Origin of the sequence: Streptomyces sp. NBC_01257, assembly GCF_035917255.1 — a bacterium.
Lineage (GTDB): Bacteria > Actinomycetota > Actinomycetes > Streptomycetales > Streptomycetaceae > Streptomyces.
In genome coordinates, this window is sequence record NZ_CP108472.1 from 6,327,298 (window position 1) to 6,344,767 (window position 17,470).

Annotated in this window: 10 protein-coding genes; 5 read left to right on the forward strand and 5 right to left on the reverse strand. The window is 70.5% G+C overall.

Annotated features, from left to right (window positions below):
* The first annotated feature begins 32 nt into the window (after positions 1-32).
* From OG408_RS27735 to trxA, 3 genes are all read left to right on the forward strand, one after another.
* On the forward strand, positions 33-1,394 hold the full coding sequence (locus OG408_RS27735) for a cation:dicarboxylate symporter family transporter (RefSeq protein WP_326672564.1): 1,362 nt from the start codon (positions 33-35) through the stop codon (positions 1,392-1,394).
* Between the two features lie 101 nt (positions 1,395-1,495).
* Positions 1,496-1,912, forward strand: a complete 417-nt coding sequence (locus OG408_RS27740; protein WP_266783025.1) for a MerR family transcriptional regulator — start codon at positions 1,496-1,498, stop codon at positions 1,910-1,912.
* Entirely contained in the window at positions 1,909-2,253 is a 345-nt protein-coding gene (gene trxA, locus OG408_RS27745) for a thioredoxin (RefSeq protein ID WP_266783027.1), read from the forward strand. Before OG408_RS27740 ends, trxA begins: the two co-directional genes overlap by 4 nt.
* Positions 2,254-2,304: 51 nt before the next feature.
* Here trxA and glgB read toward each other — a convergent pair whose 3' ends face one another.
* The 4 genes from glgB to OG408_RS27765 form a co-directional block, all read right to left on the reverse strand.
* Positions 2,305-4,764 (reverse strand): 1,4-alpha-glucan branching enzyme, encoded by a 2,460-nt coding sequence (glgB, locus tag OG408_RS27750; protein WP_326672567.1) that lies wholly within the window; start codon positions 4,762-4,764, stop codon positions 2,305-2,307.
* Between the two features lie 81 nt (positions 4,765-4,845).
* Positions 4,846-6,243: a maltokinase N-terminal cap-like domain-containing protein gene (locus OG408_RS27755; RefSeq protein WP_326672569.1), complete on the reverse strand. Its 1,398-nt coding sequence runs from the start codon at positions 6,241-6,243 to the stop codon at positions 4,846-4,848.
* Positions 6,244-6,483: 240 nt separating this feature from the next.
* The gene (treS, locus tag OG408_RS27760; RefSeq protein ID WP_266783033.1) at positions 6,484-8,190 is read right to left on the reverse strand and encodes a maltose alpha-D-glucosyltransferase; all 1,707 of its coding nucleotides are present in this window, start codon (positions 8,188-8,190) and stop codon (positions 6,484-6,486) included.
* Complete coding sequence (locus OG408_RS27765) at positions 8,187-10,223, reverse strand: alpha-1,4-glucan--maltose-1-phosphate maltosyltransferase (RefSeq protein ID WP_326672571.1); 2,037 nt, start codon at positions 10,221-10,223, stop codon at positions 8,187-8,189. The genes treS and OG408_RS27765 overlap by 4 nt, the downstream gene beginning before the upstream one ends.
* Positions 10,224-10,998: 775 nt before the next feature.
* Here OG408_RS27765 and glgP point away from each other — a divergent pair.
* Together glgP and OG408_RS27775 are read left to right on the forward strand one after the other, a co-directional pair.
* The gene (gene glgP / locus OG408_RS27770) at positions 10,999-13,602 is read left to right on the forward strand and encodes an alpha-glucan family phosphorylase (RefSeq protein ID WP_266783037.1); all 2,604 of its coding nucleotides are present in this window, start codon (positions 10,999-11,001) and stop codon (positions 13,600-13,602) included.
* A 224-nt stretch (positions 13,603-13,826) separates the two neighbouring features.
* Positions 13,827-15,050, forward strand: coding sequence for an alginate lyase family protein (locus OG408_RS27775; protein WP_285567011.1), 1,224 nt, complete (start codon positions 13,827-13,829; stop codon positions 15,048-15,050).
* An 87-nt stretch (positions 15,051-15,137) separates the two neighbouring features.
* Here OG408_RS27775 and OG408_RS27780 read toward each other — a convergent pair whose 3' ends face one another.
* Positions 15,138-17,171, reverse strand: a complete 2,034-nt coding sequence (locus tag OG408_RS27780) for a M4 family metallopeptidase (RefSeq protein ID WP_326672574.1) — start codon at positions 17,169-17,171, stop codon at positions 15,138-15,140.
* Positions 17,172-17,470 lie beyond the last annotated feature (299 nt).

Sequence of the window (17,470 nt, forward strand, 5' to 3'; positions counted from 1 at the left end):
GGGAGGGACAAGGACGAGCCGAGGAGAACCCCGTGGTAGTGGCCGCCGCCAAGCGGGACCGTACGAAGTATCTGTATCTCGCCGTGATCGCGGCGGTGGGGCTCGGCATTCTGGTCGGCCTCGTCGCTCCGGACACCGCCGTCGAGCTCAAGCCGATCGGAACCGGCTTCGTCAACCTCATCAAGATGATGATCTCGCCGATCATCTTCTGCACGATCGTGCTGGGCGTCGGCTCGGTCCGCAAGGCCGCCAAGGTCGGCGCGGTCGGCGGTCTCGCCCTCGGCTACTTCCTGGTGATGTCGACCGTCGCCCTGGCCATCGGCCTGGTCGTCGGCAACATCCTGGAGCCCGGCTCCAGCCTCCACCTCACCGAGGCCGCCCGTGCCGCGGGCGAGGCGCAGGCGGGGGACAGCGAGTCCACCGCGGACTTCCTGCTCGGCATCATCCCCACCACCATGGTGTCCGCCTTCACCGAGGGCGAGGTCCTCCAGACCCTGCTCATCGCCCTGCTCGCGGGCTTCGCGCTCCAGGCCCTGGGCGCGGCCGGCGAGCCGGTGCTGCGCGGCATCGGGCACATCCAGCGCCTCGTCTTCCGCATCCTCGCCATGATCATGTGGATGGCCCCGGTCGGCGCGTTCGGCGCGATGGCGGCGGTGGTCGGCGAGACCGGCGTGGACGCGCTGAAATCCCTCGCGGTCATCATGATCGGCTTCTACATCACCTGCGCGCTCTTCGTCTTCCTGATCCTGGGCACGATCCTGCGCCTGGTCGCCGGTGTCAGCATCTTCGCCCTGCTGAAGTACCTGGGCCGGGAGTTCCTGCTCATCCTCTCCACCTCCTCGTCCGAGTCGGCCCTGCCGCGGCTCATCGCGAAGATGGAGCACATGGGCGTCAGCAAGCCCGTCGTCGGCATCACCGTGCCGACCGGCTACTCCTTCAACCTCGACGGCACCGCGATCTACCTCACGATGGCCTCGCTCTTCATCGCCAACGCGACCGGCGACCCGCTGAGCATCGGCGAGCAGATCTCGCTGCTCGTCTTCATGGTGATCGCCTCGAAGGGCGCCGCGGGCGTCACCGGCGCCGGTCTGGCCACCCTCGCGGGCGGCCTCCAGTCGCACCGCCCCGAGCTGGTGGACGGCGTCGGCCTGATCGTCGGCATCGACCGCTTCATGAGTGAGGCCCGCGCGCTGACGAACTTCGCGGGCAACGCGGTGGCCACGGTGCTCGTCGGCACCTGGACCAAGGAGATCGACAAGGAGCGGGTGGACCGGGTGCTGTCCGGATCGCTCCCGTTCGACGAGAAGATGATCAAGGACGAGGGCCCCGCCGAGCCGCACGTCCCCGAGGCCAGGGACGGCGACGGGGAGCAGCCCTCGCTCACGAAGGTGTGAGACCCGGCGGACGCGGCCGGCACGGGACTCCCGTGCCGGCCGCGTCCGCGTGCGGGCGTCGCCCTTGCCTTGACGCCCACGTCAAGGATTACCGTCGGAGCATGCGAATCGGGGAGCTGGCCGAACGGGCCGGGACGACGACGCGGACTCTGCGCTACTACGAGTCGCGCGGGCTGCTGCCGGCGCGGCGTGCGGAGAACGGCTACCGCACCTACGACGAGGGCGACCTGCGGCTGATCCAGCAGATCCGGACCCTTCAGGACTTCGGGTTCGACCTGGAGGAGACCCGGCCCTTCGTCGACTGCCTGCGCGCCGGCCATCCGGCGGGCGACGCCTGCCCGGCCTCGCTCGCCGTCTACCGGCGCAAGCTCGGCGAGCTGGACTCGCTGATCGGGCAGTTGCGGACCGTCCGCGCGGAGGTGGGCGCCCAGCTGGCCCGCGCCGAGCTTGAGGCGTCCGCGGAGCTGCCGGGCGGCCCCGAGCCACGATGTGAACTGAACTGGGAGGACGAAGGATGATCCACGCAGAAGGTGTCGCCGAGGTCACGGACACGACGTTCGACGCCGAGGTCCTGGCCGCCGGCCTGCCGGTCCTGGTCGAGTTCACCGCCGACTGGTGCGGCCCCTGCCGCCAGCTGGCCCCGGTGCTCGGCGCGATCGCCGAGGAGGAGTCCGGCCGGCTCAAGGTGGTGCAGATCGATGTGGACCACAACCCTGAGATCACCAGCCGGTACGCCGTGCTGTCGATGCCGACCCTGATGGTCTTCCAGGACGGTGAGCCGGTGAAGTCCATGGTCGGCGCCCGGCCCAAGCGGCGGCTGCTCCAGGAGCTGGAGGACGTGCTGCCGGCGGCGGTCTGAGGACTGCGGGGCCCGGCGGACGACGGTCCGCCGGGCCCCGCGTCCGTGCGCTCAGGCAGGCCTGAACCACACCGTCGCCAGCGGCGGCAGCGTCAGCGTGACGCTGGTGTCCCTGCCGTGCGCCCCCACCGCCTCGGGCTTCAGCGGCTCCTCGTTGCCGACGCCGCTGCCCCCGTAGCGCATCGCGTCCGTGTTCAGGACCTCCACCCAGGCCTCCGGCCCGTCCGGCACCCCGATGCGGTAGTCGTGCCGGACCACCGGGGAGAAGTGGGAGACGGCGATCAGCGGTGACCCGTCCGCGTCGTAGCGCACGAACGCGAAGACGTTGTCCTCCGCGGCGCCGCCGTCGATCCAGCCGAAGCCCTCCGGCACGGTGTCCCGCTGCCAGAGCGCGGGCGTCGCCCCGTACACCGTGTTCAGATCGCTCACCAGGGTCCGCACGCCCCGGTGGTCGCTCTCCGCCGCGTACGACGGATCCAGCAGCCACCAGTCCGGGCCGTGCCCCTCCGACCACTCCGCGCCCTGGGCGAACTCCTGCCCCATGAAGAGGAGTTGCTTGCCCGGGTGGGCCCACATGAAGCCCAGGTAGGCGCGGTGGTTGGCGCGCTGCTGCCACCAGTCGCCGGGCATCTTGCTGACCAGCGAACGCTTGCCGTGCACCACCTCGTCGTGCGAGATCGGCAGCACGTAGTTCTCGCTGTACGCGTACACCATCGAGAAGGTCATCTCGTTGTGGTGGTACTTGCGGTGCACCGGCTCCTTCGACACGTACTCCAGCGAGTCGTGCATCCAGCCCATGTTCCACTTCAGCCCGAAGCCCAGACCGCCGAATCCGCCGGGGCCCACATGGTGGGTGGCACGGGTGACGCCGTCCCAGGCGGTGGACTCCTCCGCGATCGTCACGACACCCGGATTGCGCCGGTAGACCGTGGCGTTCATTTCCTGGAGGAACGCCACGGCGTCCAGGTTCTCCCGGCCTCCGTGCTCGTTCGGGGACCACTCCCCGTCCTCGCGCGAGTAGTCCAGGTAGAGCATCGAGGCGACCGCGTCGACCCGCAGCCCGTCGATGTGGAACTCCTCGCACCAGTACGTGGCGTTGGCGACCAGGAAGTTGCGCACCTCGGTCCGGCCGAAGTCGAATTCGAGGGTGCCCCAGTCCGGGTGCGCGGCCCGCTGCGGGTCCGAGTGCTCGTACAGCGGCCGGCCGTCGAACTCGGCGAGTGCCCACTCGTCGCGCGGGAAGTGCGCGGGCACCCAGTCCACGATGACGCCGATCCCGGCCCGGTGCAGCGCGTCGACGAGGAAGCGGAAGTCGTCCGGCGATCCCATCCGGGACGTCGGGGCGTAGAAGCCGGTGACCTGGTAGCCCCAGGAGCCGCCGAAGGGATGCTCCGAGACCGGCATCAGTTCGACGTGCGTGAACCCCAGATCACGTACGTACGCGGGGAGTTGCTCGGCGAGCTGCCGGTAGGTGAGGCCGGGGCGCCAGGACGCCAGGTGCAGCTCGTAGACCGAGAGCGGCGCCTCGTGCACGGGGACGTCGCCGCGGTGGGCCATCCACTCCTGGTCCTGCCAGACGTGGTGCGCGGCCGCCACGACCGAGGCGTTGGACGGCGGGACCTCGGCATGGCGGGCCATCGGGTCGGCCCGCAGCGTGTGCGAGCCGTCCGGGCGGCAGACGTCGAACTTGTACAGCGCGCCCTCGCCGACCGCGGGCAGGAACAGCTCCCACACCCCGGTGGAGCCGAGCGAACGCATCGGGAAGCCCGTGCCGTCCCAGTAGTTGAAGTCCCCGGCGATCCTGACCCCGCGGGCGTTGGGCGCCCAGAGCGTGAACCGGGTGCCGGTGACGCCCTGGTGCACCATCGGCTGGGCACCCAGCGCGGTCCACAGCTCCTCGTGCCGGCCCTCGCCGATCAGATGCAGATCGAGATCGCCGAGCGCGGGCAGGAAGCGGTACGGGTCCTGGATCTCGATCTCGTTGTCCTCGTACGCCACCAGCAGCTGGTACTCGGGGACCGCGGGCATCGGCAGGAGCCCGGAGAAGAAGCCGTCGCCGTCGTCGTGCAACTGCGCCCGCAGCCCCTTGGCGAGCACGGTGACCGAGCGGGCGTACGGGCGCAGCGTCCGGAAGGTGACCCCGCCGCGGGCCTGGTGCGCGCCGAGCAGATCGTGCGGTGCGTGGTGCTCGCCTGCCAGGAGCCGGTGCCGGTCCCCGTCGTCGAGCGCGCGGGCCGGACGGACGCCCTGCCCGCCCCCGGCACGGCGGGGACGCGGCGGCGCCGCCGCCCGCTTGGCCCGCTTGGCGGGAGCGGCAGCAGGAGCGGCAGCGGCAGCGGGCTCGGGTGCGGCGACGGACTCGGCGGGCGGTGCCTCCGCCGCCACCGGTGCGAGGGTCCCGGTGGCCGGTCCGGCGGCGTCGGTGTGCTCGGCGGGGGCCGCGGAGAGGGGTGCTTCGGTGGTGGGCGGAGCGGGATCGGGCGCGTTGCGGGACGGCTTGCGGGCGGTCACAGGGACAGCCTCCTCGGAGGGTGTGGGTGGAGCACGGTGGGCGGGGCGGGGCGGAAGCGGGTCCGGGAGGGCCTGCCCGCGTCAGTCGGCGTCGGCCGCCAGACGGTGGATCGCGGCCATCGGGACGGGGAGCCAGTCGGGGCGGTGCCGTGCCTCGTACAGCACCTCGTAGACCGCCTTGTCGGTCTCGTGGGCGCGCAGCAGCTCCGGTTCGCTGCGGGGGTCGGTGCCCGCGGCATGCGCGTAGCCGTCGCAGTAGGCGGCCCGGCAGCGCGCCGCCCACTCGGCGTTCCAGGGCCGGTGCGAGCGGGCCGCGTAGTCGAAGGAGCGGAGCATGCCGGCGACGTCGCGCACCGGTGGCTGCGGGCTGCGGCGCTCGGCGAGCGGACGGGCCGGCTCGCCCTCGAAGTCGATCAGTGACCAGAAACCGTCGGTCCCGCGCAGCGTCTGGCCGAGGTGGAGGTCGCCGTGCACCCGCTGGGCGGGCCTGCTGTCTCCCCGGTGGCCCAGCGCGCTCACGGCGTCGAAGGCGGTGCGCAGCCCGGGGACGTACGGCACCAGGGCCGGGACCGCGTGGGCCGCCGCCTCCAGCCGCTGCACCATCGCGGCGGCCAGCTCTTCGGTCTCGGCGCGGCGCAGGGCCGGTGCGGGCAGGGCGGCGGCGAGAGCGGTGTGCACCTCGGCGGTGGCCCGGCCCAGGGCATGGGCCTCACCGGCGAAGTCCTGGCCCGTCGCGAGCGCGCGCAGAGCGAGCTGCCAGCCGTCCTGCGCGCCGCGCAGGAAGGGCTGGAGCACACCGAGCGTGAGGCGTTCCGGTGCGGTGGCCTCGAACCACGCGACCGGCGCGGGTACGCGTCCGCAGCCCTCGCGGGAGAGCGCGAGCGGCAGCTCCAGATCGGGGTTGGTGCCCGGGAACACCCGGCGGAAGATCTTGAGGATGTACGCGTTGCCGTACACGAGCGAGGAGTTGGACTGCTCGGTGTCCAGCACCCGGGGGGTCAGGCCGTCCGGGACCGCGTCCGCGCCCCGGTCGAAGCGGAGCGCGCCGAGCCGGCCGGGTGTGCGCAGCCGCTCCAGCAGCAGCGCGGCCAGGCGCGGGTCGTGCAGACCGTCGTAGACGGTACGGCCGGCCAGCGGACCGTCCGGCACGTGGCCGATGAGGGCGGGCGCCAGCCGCGGCGGCAGCGCGGACCGGACGCCGAGCAGCAGTTGGTAGCAGTCGGCGGGCGGCTGGGCGGGCATCGTGGGCTGATGGGCGCGCACCAGCAGATGGAGGAGTCCCGGGCCGGCGTCGGCCGTACCGACGGGGTCCACCGGCAGTATCTCGGTCGCCGAGACGAGCGAGAAGGCGGTGATGGGCCGCCCCTTGCCGGCGAACCACCGCTGCCGGGGCAGCCATTCGTGCAGCAGCGGTCCGAGAGACGGGAGCAGGGCTGTGCTGTTCGCCAGGGTGACCTGAGCGGATGCAGCCTCCGACATGGCATCGCGTCCTTTCCCCGGGCACACCACAGGATGCGAAGAGTGTCCCGGATTGCGGCATTGGCTGTCCGGCTGTGCGGGACGTGTCGGGTCAGGATGGTCCGTACGGACTCGACTCGGTGTGATCGAAACGCCAGGAGGATCCTGGAAGGGTCCTGAAGCGTTCGGTATGGGGGGAAGAGTGCCCCGTGCGGCGCGGCGGAAACCGTGCCGCACGGGGTGCCGGGAACCGGACCCGGCTCAGCTCGGCGGCGCGTCCTTGCGCAGCCGGAACCAGTAGAAGCCGTGTCCGGCGAGAGTCAGCAGGTAGGGCCACTGACCGATGGCGGGGAACCGCACCCCGCCGATCAGCTCCACCGGATGACGGCCGCTGAAGGACCTCAGGTCGAGTTCCGTCGGCTGCGCGAACCGCGAGAAGTTGTGCACGCACAGCACGAGGTCGTCCCCGTGCTCACGGGTGAAGGCGAGCACGGCCGGGTTGGACGACGGCAGTTCGCTGTAGGAGCCGAGGCCGAACGCCGGGTTCTGCTTGCGGATCTCGATCATCCGCCGCGTCCAGTGCAGCAGCGAGGACGGCGAGGCCATCGACGCCTCGACGTTGGTGACCTGGTAGCCGTAGACCGGATCCATGATCGTGGGGAGGAAGAGCCGCCCCGGATCGCTGGAGGAGAAACCGGCGTTGCGGTCGGGCGTCCACTGCATCGGGGTGCGCACGGCGTCCCGGTCGCCCAGCCAGATGTTGTCGCCCATCCCGATCTCGTCCCCGTAGTAGAGGATCGGGGACCCGGGCAGGGACAGCAGCAGGGCGGTGAACAGCTCGATCTGGTTCCGGTCGTTGTCCAGCAGCGGCGCGAGGCGCCGCCGGATGCCGATGTTGGCCCGCATCCGCGGATCCTTGGCGTACTCCGCGTACATGTAGTCGCGCTCTTCGTCCGTGACCATCTCGAGCGTCAGCTCGTCGTGGTTGCGCAGGAAGATGCCCCACTGGCAGCCCGCGGGGATCGCCGGCGTCTTGGCCAGGATTTCCGAGACCGGGTAGCGGCTCTCGCGCCGTACGGCCATGAAGATCCGCGGCATGACGGGGAAGTGGAACGCCATGTGGCACTCGTCGCCGCCGGCCTGGTAGTCGCCGAAGTAGTCGACGACGTCCTCCGGCCACTGGTTGGCCTCGGCGAGCAGCACGGTGTCCGGGTAGTTGGCGTCGATCTCCTTGCGGACCCGCTTGAGGAAGCCGTGGGTCTCCGGCAGGTTCTCGCAGTTGGTGCCCTCGCGCTGGTAGAGGTAGGGCACGGCGTCGACCCGGAAGCCGTCGATGCCGAGGTCCAGCCAGAAGCGCAGCGCGGAGATGATCTCCTCCTGCACCGCCGGGTTCTCGTAGTTGAGGTCGGGCTGGTGCGAGAAGAACCGGTGCCAGTAGTACTGCTTGCGGACCGGGTCGAAGGTCCAGTTGGACGTCTCGGTGTCGACGAAGATGATCCGGGCGTCCTGGAACTGCTTGTCGTCGTCGGCCCAGACGTAGTAGTCGCCGTACGGACCGTCGGGGTCGGTACGGGACTGCTGGAACCAGTCGTGCTGGTCGCTGGTGTGATTCATGACGAAGTCGATGATCACGCGCATGCCGCGCTGGTGCGCGGCGTCGACGAACTCGACGAAGTCGGCGAGGTCGCCGAACTCCGGCAGCACGGCGGTGTAGTCGGATACGTCGTAACCGCCGTCGCGCAGAGGCGACTTGAAGAACGGCGGCAGCCAGAGGCAGTCGACGCCCAGCCACTGGAGGTAGTCCAGTTTGGCGGTGATCCCCTTCAGATCTCCGATGCCGTCGCCGTTGGAGTCCTGGAAGGACCTGACGAGGACCTCGTAGAAGACTGCGCGCTTGAACCAGTCGGGATCGCGGTCCTTGGCCGGGGTGTCCTCGAACGTGTCGTGGACGGGCTCATTGACGATCATGGTGTGGGTGACCCTCCGGTCGGCGGGGACGGTCGCAGGACGGCGATGTGCGCGGGCGTGACGCCCGGCTCCAGACGCACATAGAAGGTCCTGCCCCAGTGATAGGAAGTGCCGGTGAGCTCGTCGCGCACCGGCACGCTCTCGTGCCGGTCGAGGCCGAGGTGCGGCATGTCCAACGAGACGGTCGCCTCCTGGGTGTGGTGCGGGTCGAGGTTGACGACCGTCAGAACGATGTTCGAACCGGAGCGCTTGCTGTACACGAGCAGGGCGTCGTTGTCGGCCGAGTGGAAGTGCACGTCACGCAGCTGCTGGAGCGCCGGGTGGCGGCGCCTGATCCGGTTGAGTGTGGTGAGCAGCGGGGCCAGCGACCGGCCCTCGCGCTCGGCGGCTTCCCAGTCCCTGGGCCGGATCTCGTACTTCTCCGAGTCGAGGTACTCCTCACTGCCGCTGCGGACCGGGGTGTTCTCGCACAGCTCGTACCCCGCGTACACCCCCCAGGACGGGGAGAGGGTCGCCGCGAGCACCGCCCGTGCCTCGAAGGCCGGCCTGCCGCCCTCCTGGAGATACCCGGGAAGGATGTCGGGGGTGTTCACGAAGAAATTGGGCCTCATGAAGGAGGCCGATTCACCGGACAGCTCGGTCACGTACTCGGTGATTTCCTGCCGGGTGTTGCGCCAGGTGAAGTACGTGTACGACTGCTGGAATCCGATGGCGCCGAGGGTCCGCATCATCGCGGGCCGGGTGAATGCCTCGGCCAGGAAGATCACATCGGGATCGGTGCGGTTGATGTCGGCGATCACCTTCTCCCAGAAGATCACCGGCTTGGTGTGCGGATTGTCGACGCGGAAGATGCGCACGCCGTGGTCCATCCAGAAGCGCAGGATGCGCACGGTCTCCGTGACGAGGCCCCGGAGGTCCTTGTCGAAGGCGATCGGATAGATGTCCTGGTATTTCTTGGGCGGATTCTCCGCGTACGCGATCGTGCCGTCGGCGCGGTGGTGGAACCATTCCGGATGCTGCTCCACCCACGGATGGTCGGGCGAGCACTGGAGCGCGAAGTCCAGCGCGATCTCCATGCGCAGGGTGCGGGCCGTCTCGACGAAGTGGTCGAAGTCGTCGAGCGTGCCGAGATCCGGGTGGACCGCGTCGTGGCCGCCGTCGGCGGAGCCGATCGCCCACGGCACACCCACGTCGTGCGCGGCGGGGGAGAGGGAGTTGTTGGGGCCCTTGCGGTGGGTGGTGCCGATGGGGTGGATGGGCGGCAGATAGACCACGTCGAACCCCATGGCGGCGACCGCGGGCAGCCGTTCGGCCGCGGTGCGGAAGGTGCCGCTGATGATCCGGGGCGGCTTCGGGGCCGGGGTCTTGCCCGTACGGCTCTTGCGCGGCGCCTTCGCCGGCTCGGTCCTGGCCCCTTCGGAGCGGGGGAACAGCTCGTACCAGGAGCCGTACAGCGCGCGCCGGCGCTCGACGAGGAGCGGGTGCGGGCGCGAGGCCGTGACCAGTTCGCGCAGGGGGTGGCGGGCCAGCGCGTCGTCCGCCTCCGGGGTCAGCGCGGCGGCCAGCCGGGCGGCGGCGGGCCTGGACGTGTCGCGCAGGGCGTCGACCGCGGCCAGCACCGCCTCGCGCCCGTCCTTCTTCGGCACCCCCTCCGCGGCCCGCTCGAAGAGCTCGGCGCCCTCCGCCAGGACCAGCGCGGTGTCGATCCCCGCCGGGATCTTGATCTGCGCCGCGTGCCGCCAGGTCGCCACCGGATCGCTCCAGGCCTCGACCGTGTACGTCCAGCGGCCCTCGGCGTCCGGCGTCACCTCGGCGCCCCAGCGGTCGGTGCCCGGGGCGAGTTCGCGCATCGGCGTCCAGGGGCCCCGGCGCCCGCTCGGGTCCCGCAGGACGGCGTTGGCCGCGACCGCGTCATGGCCCTCGCGGAAGACGGTCGCCGAAACCTGGAAGGTTTCACCGGCGACGGCCTTGGCGGGCCTTCTGCCGCAGTCGACGAGCGGACGGACGTCGAGGACGGGAATGCGACCGATCATGGAATCACCTGGGGACTGGAGCTCGGACTCGGCAGGGCGCGAGACGGGCGCGGAGGGCTGAACGCGCGCGCCGCGATGATGGGGTTCCGTCCTTTCTAGCTGCTCCGTGGATGACTGGTGGGGTGTGGGCATGGCCGCTCCTGTCCGCGTTCACTCGAATGGCACTCGAATGGATGGGGCGCGGGTGTGGTGCACGGGTGTGGACCGAATGCGTACATGACCCGTACCGATTGCATACGAACCATGAGCGGATCGCCGATGGACAGCGGGTTAACCGTGCGAGGGCCGGAGTGGGACGGCCTTCGGCTGTCGTCCGAATGCATTCGTTCCGGGTACCGGAGAAGCCTTCCCACGGATCTCGGTGGGCCAATCCGGTGGTTTGTTAACTACTCGGGCGTATCTGTGACGGTCTGAATGCGCCGGGCTCCGCCGCGCGTGCGCGGGATTGCGCGGAACCGGTGCACGCCGGTCGGTACGGGCGCCACAGGGCAGCTTTCCCTGTGGCGCGAAGGCCCACAAGGCCGCATGAGGGGAGGGAATCGGCCATAACGCCTGTGACGGATGTGTCTGGATCTGCGGACGGTGCTGACGGGATGCCAGTGATCCGGGCGTACGGGGCGGGCGGGGCGGACGGGATGTCAGGGGTCGCACACCGTGCACCGCCCGCGCGCCGTGGTTGCCGGGTGCCGCACCCCGCTACCGTCGAGGGTGACGGAGCGGCGCACACCGTGGTGCGTCCCCTCGGATTCGTACGTCCCCTGTAAAGGTGGAATACGTGAAGGCCATTCGTCGATTCACCGTGCGTCCCGTCCTCCCCGACCCCCTACAACCGCTCAGCGACCTCGCGCGCAATCTGCGCTGGTCCTGGCACACCGAGACCCGTGAGCTCTTCCAGGCCGTCGACCCGGTGGCCGGCCGGACGGCGGAGTGCGACCCCGTGCGCATGCTCGGCGCCGTGTCCGCCGGGCGGCTGGCCGAGCTGGCCAGGGACGAGCCGTTCCTGAGCCGGCTCAACGAGGTGTCCGCCGACCTCCGGGCCTACCTGGAGGGCCCCAGGTGGTACCAGGAACAACGCGCCCACGGCGACGGGCTCCCCGCCGCCATCGCCTACTTCTCGCCCGAGTTCGGCGTCACGGCGGCCCTGCCGCAGTACTCCGGCGGACTCGGCATCCTCGCCGGAGACCATCTGAAGGCCGCCAGCGACCTGGGCGTCCCCCTCGTCGGCGTCGGCCTGCTCTACCGCCACGGCTACTTCCGCCAGAGCCTCTCGCGGGACGGCTGGCAGCAGGAGCACTATCCCGTCCTCGACCCGAACGAACTCCCGCTCACCCTCGTCCGCGAGGCCGACGGGACCCCCAGCCAGGTCGTCCTGGCCCTCCCCGGCGGCCGCTCCCTGCACGCCCAGATCTGGCAGGCCCAGGTGGGCCGGGTGCCGCTGCTCATGCTCGACTCCGACGTCGAGGACAACGCCCCGGGCGAACGCGAGGTCACCGACCGGCTGTACGGCGGCGGCAGCGAACACCGGCTGCTCCAGGAGATGCTGCTGGGCATCGGCGGGGTCCGCGCGGTGCGGACCTACTGCCGGCTCACCGGCCACCCGGAACCCGAGGTCTTCCACACCAACGAGGGCCACGCCGGCTTCCTCGGCCTCGAACGCATCCGGGAGCTCTCCGGCACCGGTCTCGACTTCGACTCCGCGGTGGAGTCCGTCCGGGCCGGCACCGTCTTCACCACCCACACCCCGGTCCCGGCCGGCATCGACCGCTTCGACCGCGACCTGGTCGCCCGCCACTTCGGCGACGACGGCGAACTGCCCGGCGTCGCGGCCGACCGCATCCTGCGGCTGGGCACCGAGACGTACCCGGGCGGCGACCCGGGCGTCTTCAACATGGCGGTGATGGGACTCCGGCTCGCCCAGCGCGCCAACGGGGTCTCCACCCTGCACGGCGCGGTCAGCCGGGAGATGTTCGCCGGTCTCTGGCCGGGCTTCGACCCGCCGGAGGTGCCGATCACCTCCGTGACCAACGGCGTCCACGCACCCACCTGGGTCGCGCCCGAGGTCTACCGGCTGCGCGCCGAGTCCGGGGGCACCCCCGGCCGGTGGGACGCCGCCGCGCAGATCCCCGACCGGCAGCTCTGGGACCTGCGCCGGACCCTGCGCGAACAGCTGGTGACCGAGGTGCGGCAGCGGCTGCACGCCTCCTGGCGCACCCGGGGCGCCGAGTCCGCCGAACTGGGCTGGATCGACGGGGTGCTGGACCCCGACGTGCTGACGATCGGCTTCGCCCGCCGGGTGCCCTCGTACAAGCGGCTGACGCTGATGCTGCGCGACCGGGACCGGCTGCGGGGGCTGCTCCTGCACCCCGAGCGCCCGATCCAGATCGTCGTGGCGGGCAAGGCCCACCCGGCCGACGACAGCGGGAAACGGCTGGTCCAGGAGCTGGTCCGGTTCGCCGACGATCCGCGGGTCCGCCACCGCATCGTCTTCCTGCCCGACTACGGGATGGCGATGGCCCAGAAGCTCTACCCGGGCTGCGATGTCTGGCTGAACAACCCGCTGCGCCCGCTGGAGGCGTGCGGTACGAGCGGGATGAAGGCGGCGCTCAACGGCTGCCTCAACCTCTCGGTCCTGGACGGCTGGTGGGACGAGTGGTTCGAGCCGGACTTCGGCTGGGCCATCCCGACGGCCGACGGCTCCGCGCTGGACGAGGACCGGCGCGACGACCTGGAGGCGAACGCCCTCTACGAGCTGATCGAGGACCGGGTCGCGCCGCGCTTCTACGACAGCGGCGCGGAGGGGCTGCCCGGGCGCTGGATCGAGATGGTCCGCCGCACCCTGGGCACACTGGGGCCCAAGGTGCTCGCCGACCGGATGGTCCGCGAGTACGTGGAGCGGCTGTACGCCCCAGCGGCGCAGGCCAGGCGCGCCCTGGACGGTGACGCGGCCCGGGAGCTGGCCGGCTGGAAGGCCAGGGTGCGGGCGGCCTGGCCGCGGGTGGCCGTCGACCATGTGGAGGCGGTGACGCCCACCGCGGCCGGCGGTTCGGCCGAGCTGGGCGCCACCCTGGCGCTGCGGGTCCGGATCACCCTCGGGGTGCTGGACCCGGACGACGTGGAGGTGCAGGCGGTGGCCGGCCGCGTCGACTCCGCCGACACGATCTCGGACGCCCAGGTCTTCCCGCTGAAACCGGCGGGCGGCCAGGACCTGGAGGGCCGCTGGCTGTACGACGGCCCGCTCGCGCTGGACCGCACCGGTCCGTACGGCTACACCGTGCGGGTGCTCCCGGCCCACCGGCTGCTGGCCACCGGCGCCGAACTCGGCCTGGTCGCACAGCCGACGGAGGCCACGGGCGAGGGCGCGGGACTGCTGATGCGCTGACGGTCCGTGTCACGAGGGCCCGGCACCGCTGAGGTGCCGGGCCCTTCGGCTGCCCGGGTGCGGGTCCTTCGCTTTCTGAACACAAGACCTTGACGTGTCCATGGGATGGCTTTAGGTTCCACACTCATTGCAGAGTTCACAACCCGACCCAATGTTCACGGACATGAACTAGCCGTGTTTCGGGCCGCGTTGTGGACCTCCTCCGCACCGGAAGGCACCCCCACATGCGCACCGGAACCATCGGACGCGGCCTCGGCCTCGCCACCGCCCTCGCGGCCCTGCTCACCGGCATCTCCATGGCCCCGGCATCGGCCGTCCGGGCCGCCCCCGACGCCGCCCCGCCGGCCGCCCGGGCCGCCGCCCCCGCGGCCTTCACCCACCCCGGCGTACTCGTCAGCCGCCCCCAGCTCGACTTCGTACGCGCCAAGGTGCAGGCCGGGGCGCAGCCCTGGAAGGGCGCGTTCGACCAGATGATGGCGAGCAAGTACGCCTCGCTCGGCCGCACGGCCAAACCCCGCGCCGTGGTGGAGTGCGGCTCGTACTCCAACCCCAACTACGGCTGCACCGACGAGCGCGAGGACGCGATAGCCGCCTACACCCTCTCGCTGGCCTGGTACATCACCCAGGACAGCCGCTACGCCGCCAAGGCCGTCGAGATCATGGACGCCTGGTCGGCCGTGATCAGGGACCACACCAACAGCAACGCCCCGCTCCAGACCGGCTGGGCGGGCTCGTCCTGGCCGCGGGCCGCCGAGATCATCAAGTACACGTACAGCAGCTGGCCTAACTCCGGCCGCTTCGCCACCATGCTGCGCGACGTCTACCTGCCGAAGGTCATCAACGGCTCCAACAGCAACGGCAACTGGGAACTCAGCATGACCGAGGCCGCGATCGGCATCTCGGTCTTCCTGGAGGACCGCACCTCGTACGACAAGGCCGTCACCAAGTTCCGCGGACGTGTCCCCGCGTACATCTACGTGACCGCGGACGGCTCCCTGCCGAAGGCCGCACCGGGCAGCGGGCTGGACACCCGCGACAAGATCATCAACTACTGGCAGGGGCAGTCCACGTTCATGGACGGTCTCTCTCAGGAGACCTGCCGCGACCTGACCCACACCGGATACGGTCTCTCCGCGATCTCGCACATCGCCGAGACCAGCCGGATCCAGGGGCAGGACCTCTACCCGGAGATCGCCGACCGGCTGCGCCACGCGCTCGGTCTGCACGCCAAGTACCAGCTGGGGGCCGCCGTGCCGTCGTCGCTGTGCGGGGGATCGCTCAAGGACAGCCTCGGGCCGGTCACCGAGGTCGGCTACAACGCGCTGCACAACCGGATGGGCATCGCGATGACCAACACCCAGACCCTGACCGAGCGGCAGCGGCCGGCCGGGTCCAACAACCTGTTCGTCGCCTGGGAGACGCTGACCCACGCGGACAACCCGAACTGACCGCACACAGCCGCCCGGGAGGAGTGGTCTCCTCCCGGGCGGGGCCGTGGCCGATCAGTGGATCAGTGGATCAGGGGGATCAGCCGATCAGAAGGTCAGCTTGAAGCTGTTGATCTTCCCGGTGTCGCTCGCGTAGACGTCCTGGACCTTCAGCTTCCAGGTGCCGTTCGCGGCCTCCGACGAGGCGTTCACGGTGTACGTCGTCTTGACGTTGTCCGCCGAGTCGCTCGACGAGGAGTTCTTCAGGCGGTAGGCGCTGCCGTCCGGGGCGATGAGGTCGAGCACCAGGTCACCGCGGTAGGTGTGGGTGATGTCCACCCCGACCTTGAGGGTGCTGGGCGCGTTGCCGGTGCGGCCGGTGACGTTGACGGAGCTGGTGACGGCCGAGCCGGCGTCCGGGATGGAGACGACGGTGGTGTTCTCGAACACCGTGCCGCCGGGGTCGGTGCCGCCACCGGGACGGGTACCGACGTTGATGCCGGCCCACGCGTCGGCGACGGACTTGTACTCGGCGCTGGTCGTGCCGTACAGCTCACCGGCCACGGCCAGGGTGCCCGTGCGGGCGGCCGCGTAGTTGGTGGTGGAGGTGAACTTCGTGGAGAGCGCCTTGAACCAGATCTGCTCCGCCTTGGCGCGGCCGATGCCGGTCACCGGCAGGCCGTCGGAGGTCGGCGAGTTGTAGGAGACGCCGTTGATGGTCTTGGCGCCGCTGCCCTCCGAGAGGAGGTAGAAGAAGTGGTTCGCCGGGCCCGAGGAGTAGTGGACGTCGACGTTGCCGATGCCCGAGTACCAGGCGTCCTTGGACGCCCCGTCCCGGCTCGGCTTGTCCTGGTAGCGCAGCGGGGTGCCGTCGCCGTTGATGTCGATCTTCTCGCCGATGAGGTAGTCGCCGACGTCGGTGGAGTTGTTCGCGTAGAACTCGACGGCAGTGGCGAAGATGTCGCTGGTGGCCTCGTTGAGGCCGCCGGACTCACCGCTGTAGATCAGGCCGGCGGTGTTGGAGGTGACACCGTGGCTCATCTCGTGGGCCGCGACGTCCAGCGAGGTGAGCGGCGAGGCGTTGCCGCTGCCGTCGCCGTACGTCATGCAGAAGCAGCTGTCGTCCCAGAAGGCGTTGACGTAGCTGTTGCCGTAGTGGACGCGGGAGTACGCGCCGACGCCGTTGCCCTTGATGCCGGTCCGGCCGTGGACGTTCTTGTAGTAGTCCCAGGTCTCGGCCGCACCGTAGTGGGCGTCCGCCGCGGCGGTCTCGGCGTTCGAGGCGAGTCCGTTGCCCCAGACGTCGTCGGTGCCGGAGAAGAGGGTGCCGGTCCCCGACGTGCCGTGGTTCAGGTTGTACGTCTTGTGGTTGCCGCGCGTGGTGTCCGTCAGGTTGTACGACCCCGAGGTGTTCAGGGTGACCTGACCGCTGTACTCCGTGTTGCCGACGCCGTTCTCGATCGCCTGCCACTCGTAGAGCTTGGCGCCGGAGGTGGCGTCGGTGACGACGTGCAGCGCGTTCGGGGTGCCGTCCTCCTGGAGGCCGCCGACCACGGTCTCGTAGGCGAGCTGCGGTGTGCCCGAGGCCATCCAGACGACCTTGCGGGGCGCCTTGTCGGCCGCGGCCTTGGACGAGCCGTCCGCCTTGGCCAGGCCGAGCGCCTGCTTCTCGGCGGCCGCCGGGGCGATGTCCGCGGTCGTGTCGACGGCCTTGAGCTGCGCCGAGGTCGTCCTGGACGCCTTGGTGACGCTCTTGGTCGCGCCGGCCTTGGACTCCTGGACGACCAGGTCGCCGCCGAGGACGGGCAGTCCGCCGAAGGTGCGCTCGTAACGCGTGTGCGTGGTGCCGTCGTTGTCCTGGATGACGTCCCGGACGACGAGCTTCTCCTGCGAGCCGAGCCCCAGCTGCTTCGCCGTGGCCGCCCTGCTCGCGGTGGCCTCACGGATCAGCTCGGCGCGCTGCGAGGGGGAGAGCTGCCTGGGCAGCGCGCCCGGGTTGGCGCCGGAGGCGACGGGGGTGGCCTCGGCGGTACCGCCCGGTGTGGCGGTGGCTGTTCCGGTCTGGACTCCTACGGCGAGGAGTGCTGCTGCGGCTATCAGAGCGCCGGTCGCGGTGGTACGACGGCTGAGCGTGGATCTCACGCGGACTCCTTCTGCGAGGGGGGTACCGGCGGCTGGGTGAGCCGTCCGGGCAGAGCAAGCAGTGCGCAGAACGGGGTGAACAGTGTCAGCAGCAATGGCTCTCTGTCAGGACCGCGTCAACAAGTTGGCCGGAATTCGTCCGTTGCTGGATTGGTCATGTTCGTTAAGCGGACGTTTCGCCGATCATTGCCGCGATGTTGCCGAGGGCTCCGGAAGCCCGAAGGTGAAGAGTGCGTTGAGGTCGGAGCCGAAGGTGTCGTGTTCGAAACGCATGTGAAGAAGTGGCGGGGTCCCACCTG

What these genes read in the sequence shown, in the direction of transcription:
- OG408_RS27740 (WP_266783025.1), top strand. Translation starts at nt 1,496, where the DNA reads ATGCGAATCGGGGAGCTGGCCGAACGGGCCGGGACGACGACGCGGACT.
- trxA (WP_266783027.1), top strand. Translation starts at nt 1,909, where the DNA reads ATGATCCACGCAGAAGGTGTCGCCGAGGTCACGGACACGACGTTCGAC.
- OG408_RS27755 (WP_326672569.1), bottom strand. Translation starts at nt 6,243, where the DNA reads ATGTCGGAGGCTGCATCCGCTCAGGTCACCCTGGCGAACAGCACAGCC.
- treS (WP_266783033.1), bottom strand. Translation starts at nt 8,190, where the DNA reads ATGATCGTCAATGAGCCCGTCCACGACACGTTCGAGGACACCCCGGCC.
- OG408_RS27765 (WP_326672571.1), bottom strand. Translation starts at nt 10,223, where the DNA reads ATGATCGGTCGCATTCCCGTCCTCGACGTCCGTCCGCTCGTCGACTGC.
- OG408_RS27775 (WP_285567011.1), top strand. Translation starts at nt 13,827, where the DNA reads ATGCGCACCGGAACCATCGGACGCGGCCTCGGCCTCGCCACCGCCCTC.